The organism is Embleya sp. AB8 (assembly GCF_049739465.1).
GTDB lineage: Bacteria > Actinomycetota > Actinomycetes > Streptomycetales > Streptomycetaceae > Embleya.
The window spans coordinates 111,216-129,590 of record NZ_JBMHHY010000020.1 but is presented as its reverse complement, the minus strand read 5'-3'; the positions used below and the strand labels follow the sequence as shown (position 1 = coordinate 129,590).

Annotated in this window: 15 protein-coding genes; 11 read left to right on the top strand and 4 right to left on the bottom strand. The window is 69.8% G+C overall.

Going from position 1 to position 18,375, the window contains the following annotated elements; genetic code table 11:
- Positions 1-19 precede the first annotated feature (19 nt).
- The 9 genes from kdpF (at position 20) to ABIA38_RS28575 (ending at position 10,997) form a co-directional block, all read left to right on the top strand.
- Positions 20-109 (top strand): K(+)-transporting ATPase subunit F, encoded by a 90-nt coding sequence (gene kdpF, locus ABIA38_RS28615; RefSeq protein WP_020555859.1) that lies wholly within the window; start codon positions 20-22, stop codon positions 107-109.
- Positions 110-1,774: a potassium-transporting ATPase subunit KdpA gene (gene kdpA / locus ABIA38_RS28610; RefSeq protein ID WP_424641738.1), complete on the top strand. Its 1,665-nt coding sequence runs from the start codon at positions 110-112 to the stop codon at positions 1,772-1,774.
- A complete protein-coding gene (kdpB, locus tag ABIA38_RS28605; protein ID WP_424641737.1) occupies positions 1,771-3,885 on the top strand; it encodes a potassium-transporting ATPase subunit KdpB in 2,115 nt (704 codons plus the stop codon). The genes kdpA and kdpB overlap by 4 nt, the downstream gene beginning before the upstream one ends.
- 5 nt (positions 3,886-3,890) lie before the next feature.
- On the top strand, positions 3,891-4,622 hold the full coding sequence (locus ABIA38_RS28600; RefSeq protein WP_424641736.1) for a potassium-transporting ATPase subunit C: 732 nt from the start codon (positions 3,891-3,893) through the stop codon (positions 4,620-4,622).
- 76 nt (positions 4,623-4,698) lie between these two features.
- A complete protein-coding gene (locus ABIA38_RS28595) occupies positions 4,699-7,275 on the top strand; it encodes an ATP-binding protein (RefSeq protein WP_424641735.1) in 2,577 nt (858 codons plus the stop codon).
- Entirely contained in the window at positions 7,272-7,946 is a 675-nt protein-coding gene (locus ABIA38_RS28590) for a response regulator (protein ID WP_424641734.1), read from the top strand. The genes ABIA38_RS28595 and ABIA38_RS28590 overlap by 4 nt, the downstream gene beginning before the upstream one ends.
- A 150-nt stretch (positions 7,947-8,096) precedes the next feature.
- Positions 8,097-8,498, top strand: a complete 402-nt coding sequence (locus ABIA38_RS28585) for an OB-fold nucleic acid binding domain-containing protein (protein WP_424641733.1) — start codon at positions 8,097-8,099, stop codon at positions 8,496-8,498.
- Positions 8,499-8,514: 16 nt separating this feature from the next.
- Positions 8,515-9,279: a DUF3159 domain-containing protein gene (locus ABIA38_RS28580; RefSeq protein WP_424641732.1), complete on the top strand. Its 765-nt coding sequence runs from the start codon at positions 8,515-8,517 to the stop codon at positions 9,277-9,279.
- A gap of 332 nt (positions 9,280-9,611) precedes the next feature.
- Positions 9,612-10,997: a transcriptional regulator gene (locus ABIA38_RS28575; RefSeq protein ID WP_424641731.1), complete on the top strand. Its 1,386-nt coding sequence runs from the start codon at positions 9,612-9,614 to the stop codon at positions 10,995-10,997.
- Between the two features lie 39 nt (positions 10,998-11,036).
- Here the strand turns inward: ABIA38_RS28575 and ABIA38_RS28570 are convergent, their stop codons facing one another.
- Both ABIA38_RS28570 and ABIA38_RS28565 read right to left on the bottom strand, forming a co-directional pair.
- The gene (locus ABIA38_RS28570; protein ID WP_078974936.1) at positions 11,037-11,693 is read right to left on the bottom strand and encodes a potassium channel family protein; all 657 of its coding nucleotides are present in this window, start codon (positions 11,691-11,693) and stop codon (positions 11,037-11,039) included.
- Positions 11,693-12,355 (bottom strand): potassium channel family protein, encoded by a 663-nt coding sequence (locus ABIA38_RS28565; RefSeq protein WP_424641730.1) that lies wholly within the window; start codon positions 12,353-12,355, stop codon positions 11,693-11,695. Before ABIA38_RS28565 ends, ABIA38_RS28570 begins: the two co-directional genes overlap by 1 nt.
- 149 nt (positions 12,356-12,504) lie before the next feature.
- Here ABIA38_RS28565 and ABIA38_RS28560 point away from each other — a divergent pair, with 149 nt between their 5' ends.
- Both ABIA38_RS28560 and ABIA38_RS28555 read left to right on the top strand, forming a co-directional pair.
- Positions 12,505-14,712, top strand: coding sequence for an APC family permease (locus ABIA38_RS28560; RefSeq protein ID WP_424641729.1), 2,208 nt, complete (start codon positions 12,505-12,507; stop codon positions 14,710-14,712).
- 286 nt (positions 14,713-14,998) lie between these two features.
- On the top strand, positions 14,999-16,357 hold the full coding sequence (locus ABIA38_RS28555) for a class I SAM-dependent RNA methyltransferase (RefSeq protein ID WP_424641728.1): 1,359 nt from the start codon (positions 14,999-15,001) through the stop codon (positions 16,355-16,357).
- A gap of 244 nt (positions 16,358-16,601) precedes the next feature.
- Here ABIA38_RS28555 and ABIA38_RS28550 read toward each other — a convergent pair whose 3' ends face one another.
- Complete coding sequence (locus tag ABIA38_RS28550) at positions 16,602-17,810, bottom strand: WXG100 family type VII secretion target (protein ID WP_424641727.1); 1,209 nt, start codon at positions 17,808-17,810, stop codon at positions 16,602-16,604.
- On the bottom strand, positions 17,807-18,163 hold the full coding sequence (locus tag ABIA38_RS28545) for a hypothetical protein (RefSeq protein WP_424641726.1): 357 nt from the start codon (positions 18,161-18,163) through the stop codon (positions 17,807-17,809). The genes ABIA38_RS28550 and ABIA38_RS28545 overlap by 4 nt, the downstream gene beginning before the upstream one ends.
- Positions 18,164-18,375: the final 212 nt, after the last annotated feature.

The following is an 18,375-nucleotide window of genomic DNA, read 5'->3' as shown; positions in this document are numbered from 1 at the left end:
CCAAGGGGGTGGCGAAGCTGTGAACGCTGACAGCATCGTCGGCCTGAGCGTCGCCATCGCCCTGCTCGGCTACCTGGTCCTGGCCCTGATCTTCCCCGAGAGGTTCTAGGTGAGCGTCACGCTCGCGGGGATACTCCAGATATCCCTGCTGATAGCCGTCTTGGCCGCGATCCATCGCCCGTTCGGCGACTACATGGCCCGCGTGTACTCCAGCGAAAAGCACATGCGCGGCGAGCGCGTCCTGTACAAGCTGATCGGTGCCGATCCCAACGCCGAACAGCGCTGGACCGTCTACCTGCGCAGCGTGCTCGGGTTCTCGATGTTCTCGCTGCTCGGCCTCTACGCCCTCCAGCGGTTCCAGGACCACCTCCCGTTCAACCTCGGGATGCAGCCGATCAAGCCCGACCAGGCGTTCAACACCGCCGCGTCGTTCACGGCGAACACGAACTGGCAGTCGTACTCCGGTGAGACCGCCATGGGCCACACGGTCCAGATGGTCGGCCTGACCGTGCAGAACTTCGTGTCGGCCGCCGTGGGCATGGCGGTGGCGATCGCCCTGGTGCGCGGGTTCGTTCGGGTCCGCTCGGGCGAGATCGGCAACTTCTGGGTCGACCTGGTCCGCGGTTCGGTGCGGATCCTGCTGCCGATCGCGATCATCGGCACCATCGTGCTCGTCGCATCCGGCACGATCCAGAACCTGTCCGACCCGCACACGGTGCAGACGCTCTCCGGCGCGTCGCAGACGATCCCCGGCGGTCCGGTCGCCTCGCAGGAGGTGATCAAGGAACTCGGCACCAACGGCGGCGGCTTCTTCAACGCGAACTCGGCCCACCCGTTCGAGAACCCCAACGCGTTCACCAACCTGTTCGAGATCTTCCTGATCCTGGTGATCCCGTTCTCGATGCCGCGCACCTTCGGTCGGCTCGTGGGCAGCCTCAAGCAGGGCTACGCGATCCTCGCCGCGATGTTCGTGATCTGGTTCGTCGCGGTCTGCCTGATGTGGTGGACCGAGGCGCACGGCAACGGCGCGGCGCCGGAGCTGGCCGGTGGCGCGATGGAGGGCAAGGAACAGCGGTTCGGGATTCCCGGCTCGTCGCTCTTCGCGGTATCCACCACGATGACCTCCACCGGTGCGGTGAACTCGTTCCACTCGTCCTACACCGGACTGGGCGGCGGGCTCACGATGCTGGGCATGATGCTCGGCGAGATCACGCCCGGCGGGGTCGGTTCGGGTCTGTACGGGATCCTGATCATGGCGATCCTGGCGGTGTTCGTGGCCGGTCTGATGGTCGGTCGTACGCCCGAATACCTGGGCAAGAAGATCGGCGCCGGCGAGATGAAGCTGGTCGCGATGTACATCCTCGTGGTGCCCGCGACCATCCTGACCTTCACCGCGATCGCCATCGCGCAGCCCGGCGAACAGGCGTCGATCATGAACTCCGATTCGCCGCACGGCCTTTCCGAGGTGTTGTACGCCTTCACCTCGGGTGCGAACAACAACGGCAGCGCGTTCGCCGGGCTCAACGCGAACACCGAGTTCTACAACACGATGATCGGGTTGGCCATGCTGATCGGTCGATTCGTCCCCATCGCCCTGGTGCTCGCCCTGGCCGGGCGACTCGCCGAGCAGAAGAGCATCCCGGACAGCGCGGGCACCCTCCAGACCCACAAACCGCTGTTCGTGGGTCAACTCGTCGGCGTGATCATCATCATCACCGGCCTCACCTTCTTCCCCGCCCTGGCTCTCGGGCCGCTTGCCGAGGGATTGGCATGACAGACACCGCAATACGCCCCACCGAAGAACACGTCGACGCACCCGCCGGCAACGGCCGGGTCTCGGCAGGCCTGTTCGAACCCCGTCAACTGGTGAAGTCGCTGCCCGGAGCGCTGCGCAAGCTCGACCCGCGGATCATGGTCCGCACCCCGGTGATGTTCGTGGTCGAGATCGGCTCGGTCATCACCACCGTCATGGCCATCAAGGACCCGAGCGTGTTCGCCTGGGTCGTCACCGTCTGGCTCTGGCTGACCGTGGTGTTCGCCAACCTGGCCGAGGCGGTCGCCGAAGGCCGCGGCAAGGCGCAGGCCGACACGCTGCGCAAGGCCAAGACCGACACGGTCGCCCGGCGCCTGGTCGGCACCAAGGAAGAGCGGGTCGCGGCCACCGAGTTGACGGTCGGCGATCTGGTGGTGTGCGAGGCCGGCGACATCATCCCCGGTGACGGGGATGTCGTCGACGGTGTCGCGAGTGTGGACGAGTCGGCGATCACGGGCGAGTCCGCGCCGGTGATCCGCGAGTCCGGCGGTGACCGCTCGGCGGTGACCGGCGGCACGAAGGTGTTGTCCGACCGGATCGTGGTCAAGATCACCACCGAGCCCGGCAAGACGTTCATCGACCGGATGATCGCGCTCGTCGAGGGCGCGGCCCGGCAGAAGACGCCGAACGAGATCGCGCTCAACATCCTGCTCGCGTCGCTGACCATCATCTTCCTGTTCGCGGTGGTCACCCTCCAGCCGCTGGCCCAGTACTCGCACGCCAAACAATCGCTGATCATCCTGGTCGCGCTGCTCGTCTGCCTGATCCCCACCACGATCGGCGCGTTGTTGTCGGCGATCGGTATCGCGGGCATGGACCGGCTGGTGCAACGCAACGTGTTGGCCATGTCGGGGCGCGCGGTCGAGGCCGCGGGCGACGTGTCCACGCTGCTCCTGGACAAGACCGGCACGATCACCCTGGGCAACCGGCAGGCGTCCGAGTTCGTCCAAGTGGACGGGGTGACGGAGGCCGAACTGGCCGACGCCGCGCAGTTGTCCTCACTCGCGGACGAGACGCCCGAGGGGCGCTCGATCGTGGTGCTGGCCAAGGAACGCTACGGGCTGCGCGAGCGACACCAGGGCGAGCTCACGAACGCCGAGTGGATCGCGTTCACCGCGCAGACCCGGATGTCGGGCGTGGACCTGACCGACGAGCGTGGTGTGCGGATGGTGCGCAAGGGCGCCGCGTCCGCGATCAACGCCTGGGTGTCCGAGCGTGGCGGCGTGGTCCCCGCGCAGTCCGGCGAACTGGTCGACGGGATCTCCGCGGCCGGTGGTACGCCGCTCCTGGTCGCGGTCGAGGACGTGGACGGCGCCCGGGTCCTGGGCGTGATCCACCTCAAGGACGTGGTCAAGGAGGGCATGCGGGAGCGGTTCGACGAGCTGCGCCGGATGGGCATCCGGACCGTGATGATCACCGGCGACAACCCGCTGACCGCCAAGGCGATCGCGGACGAGGCCGGCGTCGACGACTTCCTCGCCGAGGCCACCCCCGAGGACAAGCTCGCGCTGATCAAAAGCGAGCAGGCGGGCGGCAAGCTGGTCGCGATGACCGGCGACGGCACCAACGACGCCCCCGCGCTGGCCCAGGCGGACGTCGGCGTGGCGATGAACACCGGCACCTCGGCGGCCAAAGAGGCCGGGAACATGGTCGACCTCGACTCCAACCCGACCAAGCTGATCGAGATCGTGGAGATCGGCAAGCAACTGCTGATCACCCGGGGCGCGCTGACCACCTTCTCGATCGCCAACGACGTCGCGAAGTACTTCGCGATCATCCCGGCGATGTTCGCCAGCATCAAGGGCGCCGAGGCGCTCGGCCCGCTGGACAAGCTGAACATCATGCAGCTCGCCACCCCCGAGTCGGCGATCGTCTCGGCGGTGATCTTCAACGCTCTGATCATCGTCGCGCTGATCCCGCTGGCCCTGCGCGGCGTGCGCTACAAGCCGATGTCGGCCGACAAGCTGCTCGGCCGCAACCTGCGGATCTACGGCCTCGGCGGCCTGATCGCCCCGTTCGTCGGGATCAAACTCATCGACCTGCTCGTCTCGCTCATCCCCGGAATCGGCTGATTCAGATGGCAACCAACTTCAGTACCCGCATCCGCGTCCTGGGCGCGTCGCTCCGGGCCTTCCTGGTGCTCACCGTGCTGCTGGGCATCCTCTATCCGCTGTCGATGACCGGGGTGGCCCAGGCCTTGTTCAAGGACAAGGCCGACGGCTCCAGCGTCAGCCTCAAGGGCAAGGACGTCGGCTCCACCCTGATCGGCCAGTCCTTCGACCTGGTCGACGCGCAGGGCAACGCGCGCAAGTTCGACGCGGACGGCAAGGAGGTGCTCGCCACCGCCGACGGCAAGGGCTACACCTACCTCCAGGGCGGTGGCGCGCTGACCGACGAGCAGGCCACCGGTGTGAGCACCCAGCCCGACCCCAAGTGGTTCCAGCCGCGTCCCTCCGCGTCCAACTACGACGGCCTCGCTTCGGGGGCGTCCAACTACGGCCCCGAGAACCCCGCCTTCGTCAAGATCATCCGGGACCGCAAGACCCAGGTCGCCACGTTCAACGGAGTGAGCGAGGACCGGGTCCCGGTCGACGCGATCACCGCGAGCGGCTCGGGCCTGGACCCGCACATCTCCAAGGCGTACGCGCGGCTCCAGGTCGAGCGGGTGGCCAAGGAGCGAGGTCTCGACCCGGCCAAGGTACGTGCGCTGGTCGACAAGCACGTGGACGATCGCAACATCGGGTTCCTCGGCCAGGAGCGGGTGAACGTGCTGGAACTCAACCTCGCGCTCGCCAAGCTCGCCGGCTGATCGGGCGACCGCGATGTTCCCGGGTCGGAGCGTGCCGGTGTCGGCGCTCTCCGACCCGAGACAGAGAATGGTTGACATGGCACGTGGCAAGCTTCGGATCTATCTCGGTGCGGCGCCCGGTGTCGGCAAGACCTACGCGATGTTGGGCGAAGGGCAACGCCGGCGCGGGCGCGGCAGCGACGTCGTGGTCGGTTTCGTGGAATGCCACGGCCGGCCCAGCACGGAGGCGGCACTCGACGGTCTCGAGGTCGTCCCCCGGCGGGAGATGAGCCACCGCGGTGGCTCGTTCACCGAGATGGACGTCGACGCGGTGATCGCCCGGCGGCCCAGGATCGCCCTCGTCGACGAACTCGCGCACACCAACGTGCCCGGTTCGCGCAACGAGAAGCGCTGGCAGGACATCGAGGAGATCCTGGACGCCGGGATCGACGTGATCTCCACGGTCAACGTGCAACACCTCGAATCGCTCAACGACGTGGTCGAGTCGATCACCGGCGTGCCCCAGCGCGAGACCGTGCCGGACGAGGTGGCCCGCCGGGCCGACCAGATCGAACTGGTCGACATGGCCCCGGAGGCGCTGCGCCGGCGGATGGCGCACGGCAACGTGTACGCGCCGGAGAAGGTCGACGCGGCGCTGTCCAACTACTTCCGGGTCGGCAACCTCACCGCGCTGCGCGAGCTGGCGCTGTTGTGGACCGCCGACCGGGTGGACGAATACCTCCAGCAGTACCGCAACGAACACCAGATCGACGCGACCTGGCCGGCCCGCGAGCGGATCGTGGTCGGCCTCACGGGTGGCCCGGAAGGCGAGACGCTGCTGCGTCGAGCCGCCCGGATCGCCACCCGAGGCTCCGGCGGCGAACTGCTCGCCGTCTACGTATCGCGCAGCGACGGGCTCACCGGCGCCTCCCCGGAGGCCCTGGCCCGACAGCGCGCGCTGGTCGAATCGCTCGGCGGCACGTTCCACTCGGTGGTCGGGGAGAACGTGCCGACCGCGCTGCTGTCCTTCGCGCGCGGCGTCAACGCGACCCAGATAGTGCTCGGCAGCAGCCGGCGCAAACCCTGGCAATACCTGTTCGGCCCGGGCGTGGGCGCCACCGTCGCCGCGCAGTCCGGGGACATCGACACGCACATCGTCACCCACGAACACGCGGGCGTGGGCCGGGTGTTGCGCCCGCTGCGCTCGCCGCTGGGCCGGGGGCGACGGATCGCCTCGTGGGCGGTGACGGTGATCGGCCCGGTCGCGCTCACCTTCACCCTGGCCGAGACGCGCGGCAACCACGGCCTGTCCACCGAGATGTTGCTGTTCCTGACGGTCACCGTCATGGTCGCGCTGATCGGCGGACTGTGGGCATCGGTGCTGACCGCCGTGGTGTCCTCGATACTGCTCAACTACTACTTCACCCCACCGCTGCACAACCTGACCATCGACGACCCGGAGAACATGCTCGCGCTGGGCATCTTCGTACTGGTCGCGCTGTCCGTGGCCTCGGTGGTGGACCTGGCGGCCAGACGTACCCATCAGGCCGCGCGCAGTCAGGCCGAGGCGCAGACGCTGAGCTTCCTGGCGGGCAGCGTGCTGCGCGGCGAGCAGGCGCTGCCGGCGCTGCTCGACCGGGTGCGCGAGACGTTCGGGATGGAGTCGGTGGCGCTGCTCCAACGCGAGGAGCACCACAGCCCGTGGATGTGCGTGGGCAGCGTGGGGCCGCATCCGGCGGTCAAGCCCGAGGACGCGGACGTGGACGTGCCGGTGTCCGACTCGCTGGCCCTCGCACTGTCCGGGCGGGTGCTGCCGGCCGAGGACCGGCGGGTGCTCGGCGCGTTCGCGGCGCAGGCCGCGGTGGTCCTGGAGCGCCGGCAACTGGTCGCCGAGGCGGCCCAGGCGCGGCAGCTCAAGGAGGGCAACCGGATCCGCACCGCGCTGCTCGCGGCGGTCTCGCACGACCTGCGCACCCCGCTGGCCACGATCAAGGCGAGCGTGTCCAGCCTGCGGGCGGAGGACGTGAGCTGGTCGGAGGAGGACGAGGCCGAGCTGCTGGCGGCGATCGAGTTCGGCGCGGATCGGCTCGACACGCTGATCGGCAACCTGCTCGACATGAGCCGGTTGCAGACCGGGACGGTCACCCCGCTGATGGGCGACATCGGCCTGGACGAGGTGGTGCCCGGCGCGCTGGCCGGGGTGGCCGAGGAACGGGTCGTGTTGGACATCCCCGAGACGCTGCCCGCGGTGTGCGCGGACGCGGGATTGCTGGAGCGGGTGTTGGCCAACGTGATCGAGAACGCGGTCAAGCACAATCCGCCGGGCCGGCGGGTGCACGTGTCGGCCGGGGCGTTGAAGGACCGGGTCGAATTGCGGGTGGCCGATCGTGGTCCCGGCGTACCGGACGAGTCCAAGGGGCGGATCTTCGAGCCGTTCCAGCGCTTGGGCGACGCGCCCAAGGGCAATGGGGTGGGACTCGGGCTCGCGGTCGCCCGCGGCTTCGCGGAGGCCATGGACGGGACGCTGACCGCCGAGGACACCCCGGGTGGAGGACTGACGATGGTGCTGGCACTGCGGACGGCCGGGCTCCCGGTCGGGGGACCGACCACTGCGGCGGCAGAAGAAGCGACCACACAAGCGAGCACAGCGACCACTTGGGAGGAACGACGATGACACGGGTCCTGGTCGTCGACGACGAACCACAGATCGTGCGGGCCCTGGCCATCAACCTCAAGGCCCGCGGCTACGACGTGGACACCGCGGGGGACGGTACGGCGGCGCTGACCGCGGCGGCGGACCGGCATCCGGACGTGGTGCTGCTCGACCTGGGGCTGCCGGACATCGACGGGGTCGAGGTGATCAAGGGACTGCGCGGGTGGACCAAGATCCCGATCATCGTGCTGTCCGCGCGACACGCCTCGGCCGAGAAGGTCGCGGCGCTCGACGCGGGCGCGGACGACTACGTGACGAAGCCGTTCGGGATGGACGAACTGCTCGCCCGGCTGCGGGCGGCGGTGCGGCGCGCCGTGCCGGAGGAGGAGGCGCCGATCGTGGTCACCGACTCGTTCACGGTCGACCTCGCGGCGAAGCGGGTCTCCCGGGACGGGGCCGATGTACGGCTGACCCCGACCGAGTGGCATCTGCTCGAGGTGCTGGTCCGGCACGCGGGGCGGTTGGTCAGCCAGCGGGCGCTGCTGCAGGAGGTGTGGGGGCCGCAGTACGGGACGGAGACGAACTACCTGCGGGTCTACATGGCGCAGTTGCGGCGCAAGCTGGAGAACGACCCGTCGCATCCGCGGCATCTGTTGACGGAGCCGGGGATGGGGTATCGGTTCGAGGGGTAGGCGGCCCGGCTCGACTCGGCTTGGCTCGACTCGTCCGGGGTTCGTCTCGCTGCGCTCGGTGAGTGGGGTGGTGAGGGCCGGCGTCGGGCCGCGGGAGAGCGGTGGTTTCGGCCTTCGGGAGGCCGTCGGTTAGGCGGTACCCTTGCCGGCATGAGTGGTAGCGCAGCCGGGGTGGAGCGGAAATCCGGGCGATTGCGGCGGATGTTGGATCGATGGACGTCGACCCATGAGGAGCTGCACGCCGAGGAGCTGCTGCACGACACCCAGCGGCTCGGCTGCACCAAGATCGTGGACGTGGTCGAGCGGGACCTGATCACGGTCGGCGGCACGCTGCGCACGGTGACCTTTCGACCCCGCGCGGGCGTGCCCGCGCTCGAGGCCGAGTTGTACGACGGTTCGGGCGCGTTGTCGGTGGTCTGGCTCGGTCGACGGCGAATAGCCGGGATCGAGCCGGGGCGGCAGTTGGTCGCCCATGGTCGGGTCAGCACCACTGCGGGCCGACCCGTCCTGTTCAACCCCAGGTACGAGCTGCGCCCCGTCGGCCGAGAGTGAACGAGTGACCGCCCACATGGAAAAACCCGCCTCCGGCGTGCCCGGCGAGCAGCCGGCCCCCACCGACAGTGCGGCCTCGATGATCGCCGCGTTCGGTGGTGTGCGCGGCATGATCGACATGACCGTGCCGGGGCTGGTCTTCGTGATCGCCTACACGATCAGCCATTCCACGTGGACCTCGGCGATGACCGCCGGTGGTGTCGCGCTGGTGTTCGCGGTGGTGCGGATCGCCCGCCGGGAGACCCTGCAGCACGCGCTCGGCGGCTTCCTGGGCGTCGCGTTGGCGGGCTGGATCGCGGTCAAGTCCGGCAAGGCGGAGAACTTCTACGCGTTCGGGATGTTTCTGTCGGGCGGCTACGCGCTGGCCTACCTGATCTCGTTGCTGGTGCGCTGGCCGATCATCGGCGTGGTGCTCGGCCCGGCGCTCGGCGAGAACTTCACTTGGCGGCAGAACCCGGCCCGGTACGCGGCGTATCGCAAGGCCACGTGGGTCTGGTTCGTGATGTTCGTGCTGCGCATCGTGATCCAGATCCCGATCTACTGGACCGGCAATGTCACCGCGTTGGGCATCGCCAAGGTCGCGCTCGGCGTGCCGCCGTTCCTGGTGGCGTGCTATATCACGTGGCTGATCATGTCGAAGGCGCCGCCGCCGGTGAAGGTGGCCGACGCCGACGAGGACCGGGACGAGGCCGCGGGGAAGTCCGCGGGCGGCGCGGCGGTGGCCGAGGGCGCGGCCGCGGGCGAGCGGGACGAGCGGCGGGGAGACCGCGTCGCGGATTGAGTGGGTCCGCCGGGTCGTGGGGCCTTGGGTTGCCTCGGTGATTGCCTCGGCCGTGTGGGTTGTTAGCCGTGTGGGTTGTTTTCGTACCGGGGCTCGTGGCGCCGCGTGAGCGACGAAGTCCGCGCGGCGTGCCCGCCGGTGTGCGCCGGTGTGTGCGCCGGTTCACGAATCGATCGGAAGATGATCAACAGGCTGATCATTCGGACGATTCGGAGTGGTCGATTCCGGAGAATTTGCACCATGTCCGGTCGGATCAGTCATTCCTGCATGATCCCGTAACCGGCCGATTAGCGTCCCCGTTAGACCTCCAGTGGACGAAGGAGGCGGGGACGGTGGCCGGAAACGGTGACCTCATCGCATTGGTAGCGGAAGCCGGTCTATCCCGGCGCGAACTGGCCCGCTGGGTCAACGTGGTCGCCGAGCGACGCGGGCTGCACCTCGGGTGCAGCCACACCTCGGTGGCCCGATGGCTCGACGGCGCCCAGCCGCGGTGGCCGATTCCGGAGCTGTTGGCCGAGGCTCTCGGTCGCCGGCTGGACTGCGAACTGACGGTCGAGGACCTCGGTTTGCGGGATCGACGGCCACCGACCCCCGACTCCTTCGACGGGCTGATCGTCGCCCGGACCGCGGCCGAAGTCAGACACGCCGTGGCCGAATTGTCGGAGAGAGACATGAACCGCCGTACTTTCCTGGCCAACACGTCCTTCGGCGTGGGGGCGTTCGCCGCCCCCGCGTTGTTCTGGTCGACCGCATCCAGGGCCGAGGGCGAGCCCGAGCAGCTCGCCTCGCACGGCCCCACCACGGTGCGCGACGCCGACGTACTACGCATCCATCAAACCGTCCTGGCCTTTCGCCGACTGGACCGCGCCCAGGGCGGTGGGGATCTGCGGGACACCGTGGTCAACCATCTCAACGGGGTCGCGCGGACCAAATTGGCCGGCTCCTACGGCGACGAGGTGGGCCGCCGGCTGTTCCGCGCGGTGGCCGAACTCACCGAGTTGGCGGGCTGGTTGTCGTTCGATTCCGGCCGGCACGCGCTGGCCCAGCGCTACCACATCCAGGCCCTGCGACTGGCCCAGGCGGCCGACGACCCGGCATACGGGGCGTACGTGATGGCCAACATGGCCTGCCAGGCGGTCTACCTCGGGCACGGCTGGGAGGCGGTACAACTGGCCCGGGCCGCCGAGCAGGGCGGCGGCAGCAAACTGGGGCCGCGGGCGCGGGCGATCGTGGCCTCGATGGAGGCGCGCGGCTACGCGGCGCTGGGCGATCGGCGCGCCTGCGAGCGGGCGATGGGGGTCGCCGAGCGGCACCTGGACGCGGCCGGCGCGATCGAGGACGACCCGTCCTGGTGCAACTACTTCGACGAGTCCGAGCTGCAACACGAGTTCGCGCACAGCCACCGCGACCTCGGGCTGCCGGACAAGATCCACGACTTCGCGGGCGAGTCGATGAAACTGCGCCGGGCCGGCGCGTCCCGGCGCTGCGCGCAGGACACCACCTTCATGGCCGCGGCCCACCTGGCCCAGGGCGACCTGGACGCCGCCTGCGCCAAGGCCACCGACGCGCTGCGGATCACCGGCAATCTGTCGTCCACACAGTGCAACGACTTCCTCGCGGACTTCCGCCGCCGGCTGCGCCCGTACGGCCGGGAGCCGATCGCGCGGGCCTTCAGCGAGGAGGCGGACCAGGTCATGGGTGACCTGGCCGCCGCCTGAGCCGTCGTTCGAACACCGCCGTTCGAACACCGCCGTCGGTCAGGCCGACAGCAGTTCTTCCAGTTCCTCTTCACGGTGCGGCGCCGCGACGAACAACAGTTCGTCGCCGGCCTCCAACGAATCGTCCTTGCCCGGGACCAGCACCCGGCCCTCGCGGATGATCGTCACCAGCGCCGTGTCCTCGGGCCACGCCACGTCGCCGACGCGCGTGCCGACGAGGGCGGCGTCGCCCGGAAGGGTCAGCTCGACCAGGTTGGCGTCGCCCTGGCTGAACCGCATCAGCCGGACCAGGTCGCCGACGCTGACCGCCTCCTCGACCAGAGCCGACATCAGGCGCGGCGTGGACACCGCGACGTCCACCCCCCACGCCTCGTTGAACAACCACTCGTTCTTCGGGTTGTTCACCCGCGCGACCACCCGCGGCACCCCGTACTCGGTCTTGGCCAACAGCGACACGACCAGGTTCACCTTGTCGTCGCCGGTCGCCGCGATCACCACGTTGCAGCGTTGCAGCGCGGCCTCGTCGAGCGAGGAGATCTCGCACGCGTCGGCGAGCAGCCACTCGGCCTGCGGCACGCTGTCCACCTTGATCGCGTCCGGTGCCTTGTCGACGAGCAGGACCTCGTGGCCGTTCTCCAACAGTTCCGCGGCGATGGAGCGACCCACCGCGCCGGCGCCCGCGATTGCGACCCGCATCAGCCCTCCTCCGGTGCCTTCTCGAAGGCCGCCTCGACGGCGGCCACATCCGCCTGGTGCATGACCACGTGCACGAGGTCGCCCTCCTGGATCACGGTCTCCGAGGTGGGCAGGATGCCCTCGCCCAGACGGGTGATGAAGGCGACCCGGGCGCCCGACGCCTGTTCGAGCCGGGTGATCCGATGGCCCACCCACGCCGAGTTCACGTGCACCTCGGCCAACTGCACGCTCCCGGAGGGGTCGCGCCACAGCGGCTCGGCGCCGCTGGGCAGCAGCCGGCGCAACATCTGATCGGCGGTCCAGCGCACCGTGGCCACCGTCGGGATGCCCAGGCGTTCGTACACCTCGGCCCGGCGCGGGTCGTAGATGCGCGCGGCCACGTTCTCCACGCCGAAGGTCTCGCGCGCGACCCGCGCCGCGATGATGTTCGAGTTGTCGCCACTGCTGACTGCCGCGAACGCGCCGGCCTCTTCTATACCGGCCTCACGCAGGGTGTCCTGGTCGAAGCCGATGCCCTTGATCCGGCGGCCGGAGAAGTGCGACCCCAGCCGGCGAAACGCGGAGGGATCGCGGTCGATGACCGCCACCGAGTGCCCCAGTTCCTCGAGCGTCTGGGCCAGCGTGGAACCCACGCGCCCGCAGCCCATGATGACGATGTGCACGGCCGTCCTTCCGGATTTGGTCCGTTGTGCCCGGTCTGATGCTCGTTTGTGGTGTTACCAGGGTGGCAGACCTCGCCGAGACGTTACACGTGGGCGCCTTGCGGCATGCCCCCGGCCCGGCGAAAGTCGATGGGCTTACGATCACCTGCGTGTCAAGACTGACCGATCTGTCCAAACGGATTCTTGTCGGCCGAGCCCTGCGCAGCGACAAGCTGTCCGAGACGCTCCTGCCGAAGCGCATCGCGCTGCCCATTTTCGCCTCCGACGCACTGTCCTCCGTCGCCTACGCGCCGGACGAGATCCTGCTCACCCTTTCCATGGCGGGAATGGCGACCTACCACTTCTCGTGGAAGGTCGGTCTGGCCGTCGTCGTGGTCATGCTGACCGTCGTCGCCTCCTACCGCCAGAACGTGCACGCCTACCCCAGCGGCGGCGGTGACTACGAGGTCGCGAGCGTCAACCTCGGCCCCAACGCCGGCTTGACGGTCGGCAGCGCGCTGCTGGTCGACTACGTGCTGACCGTGGCGGTATCGGTCTCCTCGGGGGTGGCCAACATGGCCTCCGCGGTGCCCGCGCTCGAGGGACACAAGGTGCTGTTGGCGGTCGGCCTGGTGCTGCTGCTGATGGCGATGAACCTGCGCGGCGTCCGCGAGTCGGGCAAGCTCTTCGCCGTTCCCACCTACGCCTTCATGGTCGCGATCCTGGGCATGACCGCGTTCGGCATGATCCGGGCCGCCACCGGGGCGAACATGGAGGCGGAGAGCGCCGGGTTCCACATCCAGGCCGAGGACAGCTTCACCGGCTTCGCGCTGGTGTTCCTGCTGCTGCGGACCTTCTCCTCCGGCTGCGCGGCGCTGACCGGCGTCGAGGCGATCAGCAACGGTGTACCGGCCTTCCGCAAGCCCAAGAGCAAGAACGCGGCCTCCACGCTGCTCCTGATGGGCACCATCTCGGTGACCATGCTGATGGGCATGCTGGCGCTGGCGAACATGACCAAGGTGCGCTTCGCGGAGAACCCGACGAGCCAGATCCAGGGCGCGCCGGCCGGCTACGAGCAGAAGACCGTGGTGGCGCAGGTCGCCGACGCGGTCTTCGGCGGCACCTTCGCGTCGCCGCTGTTCTATCTCGTGCTCGCGGTCACCGGACTGATCCTGATCCTGGCCGCCAACACCGCGTTCAACGGCTTCCCGGTGCTGGGCTCGATCCTGGCCCAGGATCGCTACCTGCCGCGCCAGTTGCACACGCGCGGCGACCGGCTCGCGTTCAGCAACGGCATCATCATGCTGGCCGCGTTCGCGATCGTGCTGATCGTCGCGTTCGACGCCGAGCCGACCAAGCTGATCCAGCTGTATGTGGTCGGCGTCTTCGTGTCCTTCACGATGAGCCAGGCCGGGATGATCCGGCACTGGACCCGACACCTGAAGACCGAGACCGACCCGGCCGCGCGCCGGCGGATGATGCGCAGCCGGGTGATCAACGCGTTCGGTCTGTTCATGACCGGCACGGTGCTCGTGATCGTGCTGGTGACCAAGTTCGCGCAGGGCGCGTGGATCGCGATAGCCGCGATGGGCTTCCTGTTCGTGCTGATGAAGCAGATCAGGCGGCACTACGACCGGGTCGCCGCGGAGCTCGCGGCGGTGGAGATCGACGACGCGAAGCTGCCCTCGCGCGTGCATGCGATCGTGCTGGTGTCCAAGCTGCACAAGCCGTCCCTGCGGGCGCTGGCGTACGCGCGGTATTCGCGGCCCAACGTGGTCGAGGCGGTCACCGTCAACGTGGACCCGGCCGAGACCGAGGTGCTGCGGCGGGAGTGGGACGAGCGTGGCATAGAGGTGCCGCTGAAGGTGCTCGACTCGCCGTATCGGGAGATCACCCGGCCGGTGATCGAGTACGTGAAGTCGGTACGTCGGTCCAGTCCGCGTGACGTGGTCAACGTGTACATCCCGGAGTATGTGGTCGGGCGCTGGTACGAGCAGATCCTGCACAACCAGAGCGCGCTGCGACTCAAGGGGCGGCTGTTGTTCACGCCGGGCGTGATGGTGACGTCGGTGCCGTGGCAGCTGGAGTCGTCGGAACGGCTGAAGGAGCCGAAGGCGTTCGCCGCGCCCGGGTCGGTGCGGCGGGGGCCGGCGCGGATGCCGCGGGGGGCGGATGGCAAGCGGGGGGCCGAGGGGCGGTCTGCTTCGGAGGGGCGGAGCTCGGGGGCGCGGAGTTCGGAGGGTCGGTCTGCGGATGGACGGTCCTCCGAGGGTCGGTCCTCCAAGGGTCGGTCTTCGGACGGTCGGTCTTCGGACGGTCGGTCTTCCGAGGGGCGCTCGGAGGGGCGCTCGGAGGGTCGGGGCGGCGGGGAGTCGTGAGTCGGGGCGGCGGGTGGCCGTGGTCGTGGTCGTGGTGCGGCGCGATGGTGGGCGCGGGTTGATCGGGTAGGGACTACCCTGGGACGGCGCCCACGTCTGTGCGGCGCTTCTTTGTGTCGTCCCCTTTGGGTCTTTGTGTCGTCCCCGGGTGGCGCCGTCGAGTGTCGCCGGCTGTGGGCCCGCGAGCCTATGTCGACGTTGTATTTCGTCGATGTCGCACATCGTTCACCGTTGTTGTCGTTCGAGCTGTATTTCGAGCTGTATTTCGAGCTGTATGAGGAGTGCCGTGCCTGTCGGATCGACCACCCCCGAGTCGGATCAGTCCCTGCGGGGTGAGCGGTACGAGGTCGAGATCGGCCCGGTCGCTCACGGTGGGCACTGCGTGGCCCGCCACGAGGGTCGGGTCATCTTCGTTCGGCACGGGCTCCCGGGGGAGCGGGCCGTCGTGGAGATCACCGACGGCGGGCCGACGTCGCGCTTCCTGCGTGGGGACGTGGTCGAGGTGCTGACCGCGTCGCCGGATCGGATCACCCCCGCATGCCCGGTGGCCGGACCCGGGATGTGCGGCGGTTGCGACTGGCAACACGCGACGCCCGCGGCGCAGCGCCGGCTCAAGGGCGACGTGGTCGCCGAGCAACTGCTGCGGCTCGGCAAGGTCGACGTGCAGATCGAGGTCGAGGCCGTGGACAGCCCGCCCGGGCAGCCCGAGGGCCTCGGCTGGCGTACCCGCGTGCAGTTCACCGTGGACCCGGCGACGGGGCGCGCGGGGCTGCGCAAGCACCGCTCGCACGCCGTCCAGCCGATCGACGCGTGCCCGATCGCGGCGCCCGGTGTCGAGGAGCTCGGCATCGAGGCGCACGAGTGGCCGGGAGTGGCGTCGATCGAGGCGGTCTCGGCGACCGGCTCGCTGGATCGCGCGGTCACCGTGGTGCCGGCCGAGGGCGCCGACGGTCGGATGCCGATCGTCGAGCTGAACCGCGAGGTGTCGGTGTTCCGGGCCGACGACAAGGGCCGGGTACGCAAGGTGCACGGGCGACCGGCGGTGCGCGAGGTCGCCGCGGGACGGACCTGGAAGGTCTCGGCGGGCGGCTTCTGGCAGGTGCACCCGGCGGCGGCCGACGTGCTGGTACAGGCCGTCGTCGCGGGCCTGGAGCCGCGTCCGGGCGACCTGGCGCTCGACCTGTACTGCGGGGTCGGGCTGTTCGCGGGCGCGATCTCCGAGCGGCTCGCGGACAGCGACACCATTATCGGGATCGAGAGCTCGAAGCAGGCCGTCGAGGACGCGATCCACAACCTTCGGGACGTGCCGGGCGCGCGCTTCGAGACCGGCACGGTGGAGAAGGTGTTGAGCCGACCCGGATTCCTGCGCCGGGCCGACATCGTGGTCCTGGACCCGCCGCGGGCGGGGGCGGGCAAGGCGGTCGTGGAGCGGATCGCCCGGCTGACCCCGCGTCGGGTGGCGTATGTGGCGTGCGACCCGGCGGCGTTGGCGCGCGATGTCGCGTACTTCGCGGGGGTCGGGTTCAAGTTGAGGTCGGTGCGGTCGTTCGATTTGTTCCCCAATACGCATCACGTGGAGTCGGTGGCGATTCTGGAGCCGGCGCCTCGGGCGGCGAAGCGGGACGGCGGGCGCGGACGGCGGTGAAGTGGCGAGGCGGTGAGGTGGCGGGCGCGGCCATTGCCTTGGTGGGAGAAGTGGCGGAGTGGCGGAGTGGCGGGGCGGCGGGGTGGCAAAGTCGCGGAGTAGTGCAGTAGCGAAGTAGCGCTGTTTGGGTTCAGGGTCGTCCCGGCTTGGTCGGGGCGGCCCTGTTCTGTTCTCTGTGTTGGGGTCGTGGGGTTGATGTGGCCTTGGGCGTTGGGCGTGTTCGGCGTGTTGGGCTTGGGGCTCGTCAGGCGTCCTCCGGGTCGGTCCACCACGCTTCGGTGGGGTGGGTTGTGTTGCGGCTGTCGGGGTGGCGGCGGGTGTGCCGGGTGGTGGGGGTGCCGCCGGTGGTGGGGGTGGTGGGGGTGGTCACCCACGTGGGTGATGGAGGCGCGGCCGGGGTGCCGTCCCGGGCGGTGCCGCCGAGCAGGTCGGGTACGGGGCCGGCGGCGTGCGCGGCGTCGTGTGTGGCCGCCGGCTGGTCGCCGCCGGTGCGTAGGCCGGGGGCGATCCGGATGCCCGTGACCGGCGCGACGGGCGATGCGGGTGGTTGGGCGACGCGGCGGGGGCGAGGGCCGATTCCGGCGGGGTGTACCGGGCGGGGGTCGCGGGGGAGCGGGGTGCCTACAACAGGCGGGGCAGGTGGGTGCGTACAGGCGATCGCGGGAGGTGGGGCGGGCGGTGCGGGCAACGTCGGGGGATCGGGCGGCGCCGGCGGTGTCGTGGCGGCCATGCAGGTGGTCAGTGGTGCCGCGGGTGGTGGTGGCGTGGGGGGTGGTTGGGGGGTCTGCGTCGCGCACGAGGGCGTCGGGGGGACGGGTGGTGTCGCGAGGGGCGTGAGGGGGGTGGGCGTGGCTCGGTCCGGGGGACCTGCCGCGGTTGGGGAGGCGTCGGACGGGATCCGGTCGGTGGTTGGGCAGCAGGGGCGGGTGGGGACGTCGGCCGCGGCACCGGTGCTTGTGCCGGCGGTGTACGCGTCGGTGTCGATGTCGGATTCGGGGGAGGCGGCGGTCGTGGTGACCGTGGTGGTCTGCGCACTCGGTGGCGGTGGGGTCGTGGCGCATGCCGGCTCGGGGAGGATCGACAGGCGCTCGCCGAGGTCGCGGAACACGTCCTCCAGTCGAGTGGCGGCGGCCTGGGCGGTTGTTCGGTCGGTGGCGCTCTCCTGGGCCCGGGTGAGGGCGTGTGTCGCCTCGGTGAGGTGTCGGTGCAGCGCGGTGCCCTGGGCGGCGAGTCGATCGGCGGTCTCGGCGAGCGCGTGACAGCGCGCGGTGAAGCGCTCGGCCCCGCCGCCGATCCAGGACTGCGCGCCGAGCCGGGCGGTTTCGGCGAGTTGGTCCCGCAACTCGGCCAACCGGGTCGCGGCCAGGCGCCAGCCGTCGGCCGCCGCGCCGACCTCGCCGGGGCGGGCCGCGTGGATCGCGGTGTATGTATCGGTGGTGTCGCACGTGCTCATCGTGTGCCCACCGCCCGCAGCAGTGTGCCCACTTCGGTCTCGGTGTCGGTGAACCGCTGGGCGGTGCGGCCGAGTTCGGCGCGCGTGCCGGCCAACTCGGCGCGCACTTCGGCCAGCAGTTCGACCATTCGGGCGGCGGCGCGCCGATGTCGGTCGGTCAACTCGGCGCCCCCGGGCAGCGAGCCCAACGCGTCGGGGGCCAGCGCCGTATCGGCCGCGACCCGGGCCGGCTCGGCGAAGCACCCCGGCGCCAGGTAGTCGGCGCCGATGTTGTGCAACCGATGGACCAGGCCGTGCAGTTCGCCGATGTCGACCGCGTAGCCGGTCGCACCGCGGTCGTCGGTGCGGGACATGCCATCACCCCCTGATGTGTGCGTGATCGCCGGTGGACCCGGGCGTCGGGGCCGGCGGGAAAGCGGCTGTCGGTCGGCAACGATCGAGCCGCCCCTCCGGGAAACGACAAGGTTGGCACGATGGTCACCCTGCGTGCGGATGCCCTGTGGACAACCCCGGGAGTGCGTCACTCCGAAGAGTGAAACCGCTTCGAAATCCGCTTGGTTGTCCA

Coding starts and splice junctions, on each gene's coding strand:
- kdpB (WP_424641737.1), top strand. CDS start 1,771: ATGACAGACACCGCAATACGCCCCACCGAAGAACACGTCGACGCACCC.
- ABIA38_RS28600 (WP_424641736.1), top strand. CDS start 3,891: ATGGCAACCAACTTCAGTACCCGCATCCGCGTCCTGGGCGCGTCGCTC.
- ABIA38_RS28595 (WP_424641735.1), top strand. CDS start 4,699: ATGGCACGTGGCAAGCTTCGGATCTATCTCGGTGCGGCGCCCGGTGTC.
- ABIA38_RS28590 (WP_424641734.1), top strand. CDS start 7,272: ATGACACGGGTCCTGGTCGTCGACGACGAACCACAGATCGTGCGGGCC.
- ABIA38_RS28585 (WP_424641733.1), top strand. CDS start 8,097: ATGAGTGGTAGCGCAGCCGGGGTGGAGCGGAAATCCGGGCGATTGCGG.
- ABIA38_RS28580 (WP_424641732.1), top strand. CDS start 8,515: ATGGAAAAACCCGCCTCCGGCGTGCCCGGCGAGCAGCCGGCCCCCACC.
- ABIA38_RS28570 (WP_078974936.1), bottom strand. CDS start 11,693: ATGCGGGTCGCAATCGCGGGCGCCGGCGCGGTGGGTCGCTCCATCGCC.
- ABIA38_RS28550 (WP_424641727.1), bottom strand. CDS start 17,810: ATGAGCACGTGCGACACCACCGATACATACACCGCGATCCACGCGGCC.
- ABIA38_RS28545 (WP_424641726.1), bottom strand. CDS start 18,163: ATGTCCCGCACCGACGACCGCGGTGCGACCGGCTACGCGGTCGACATC.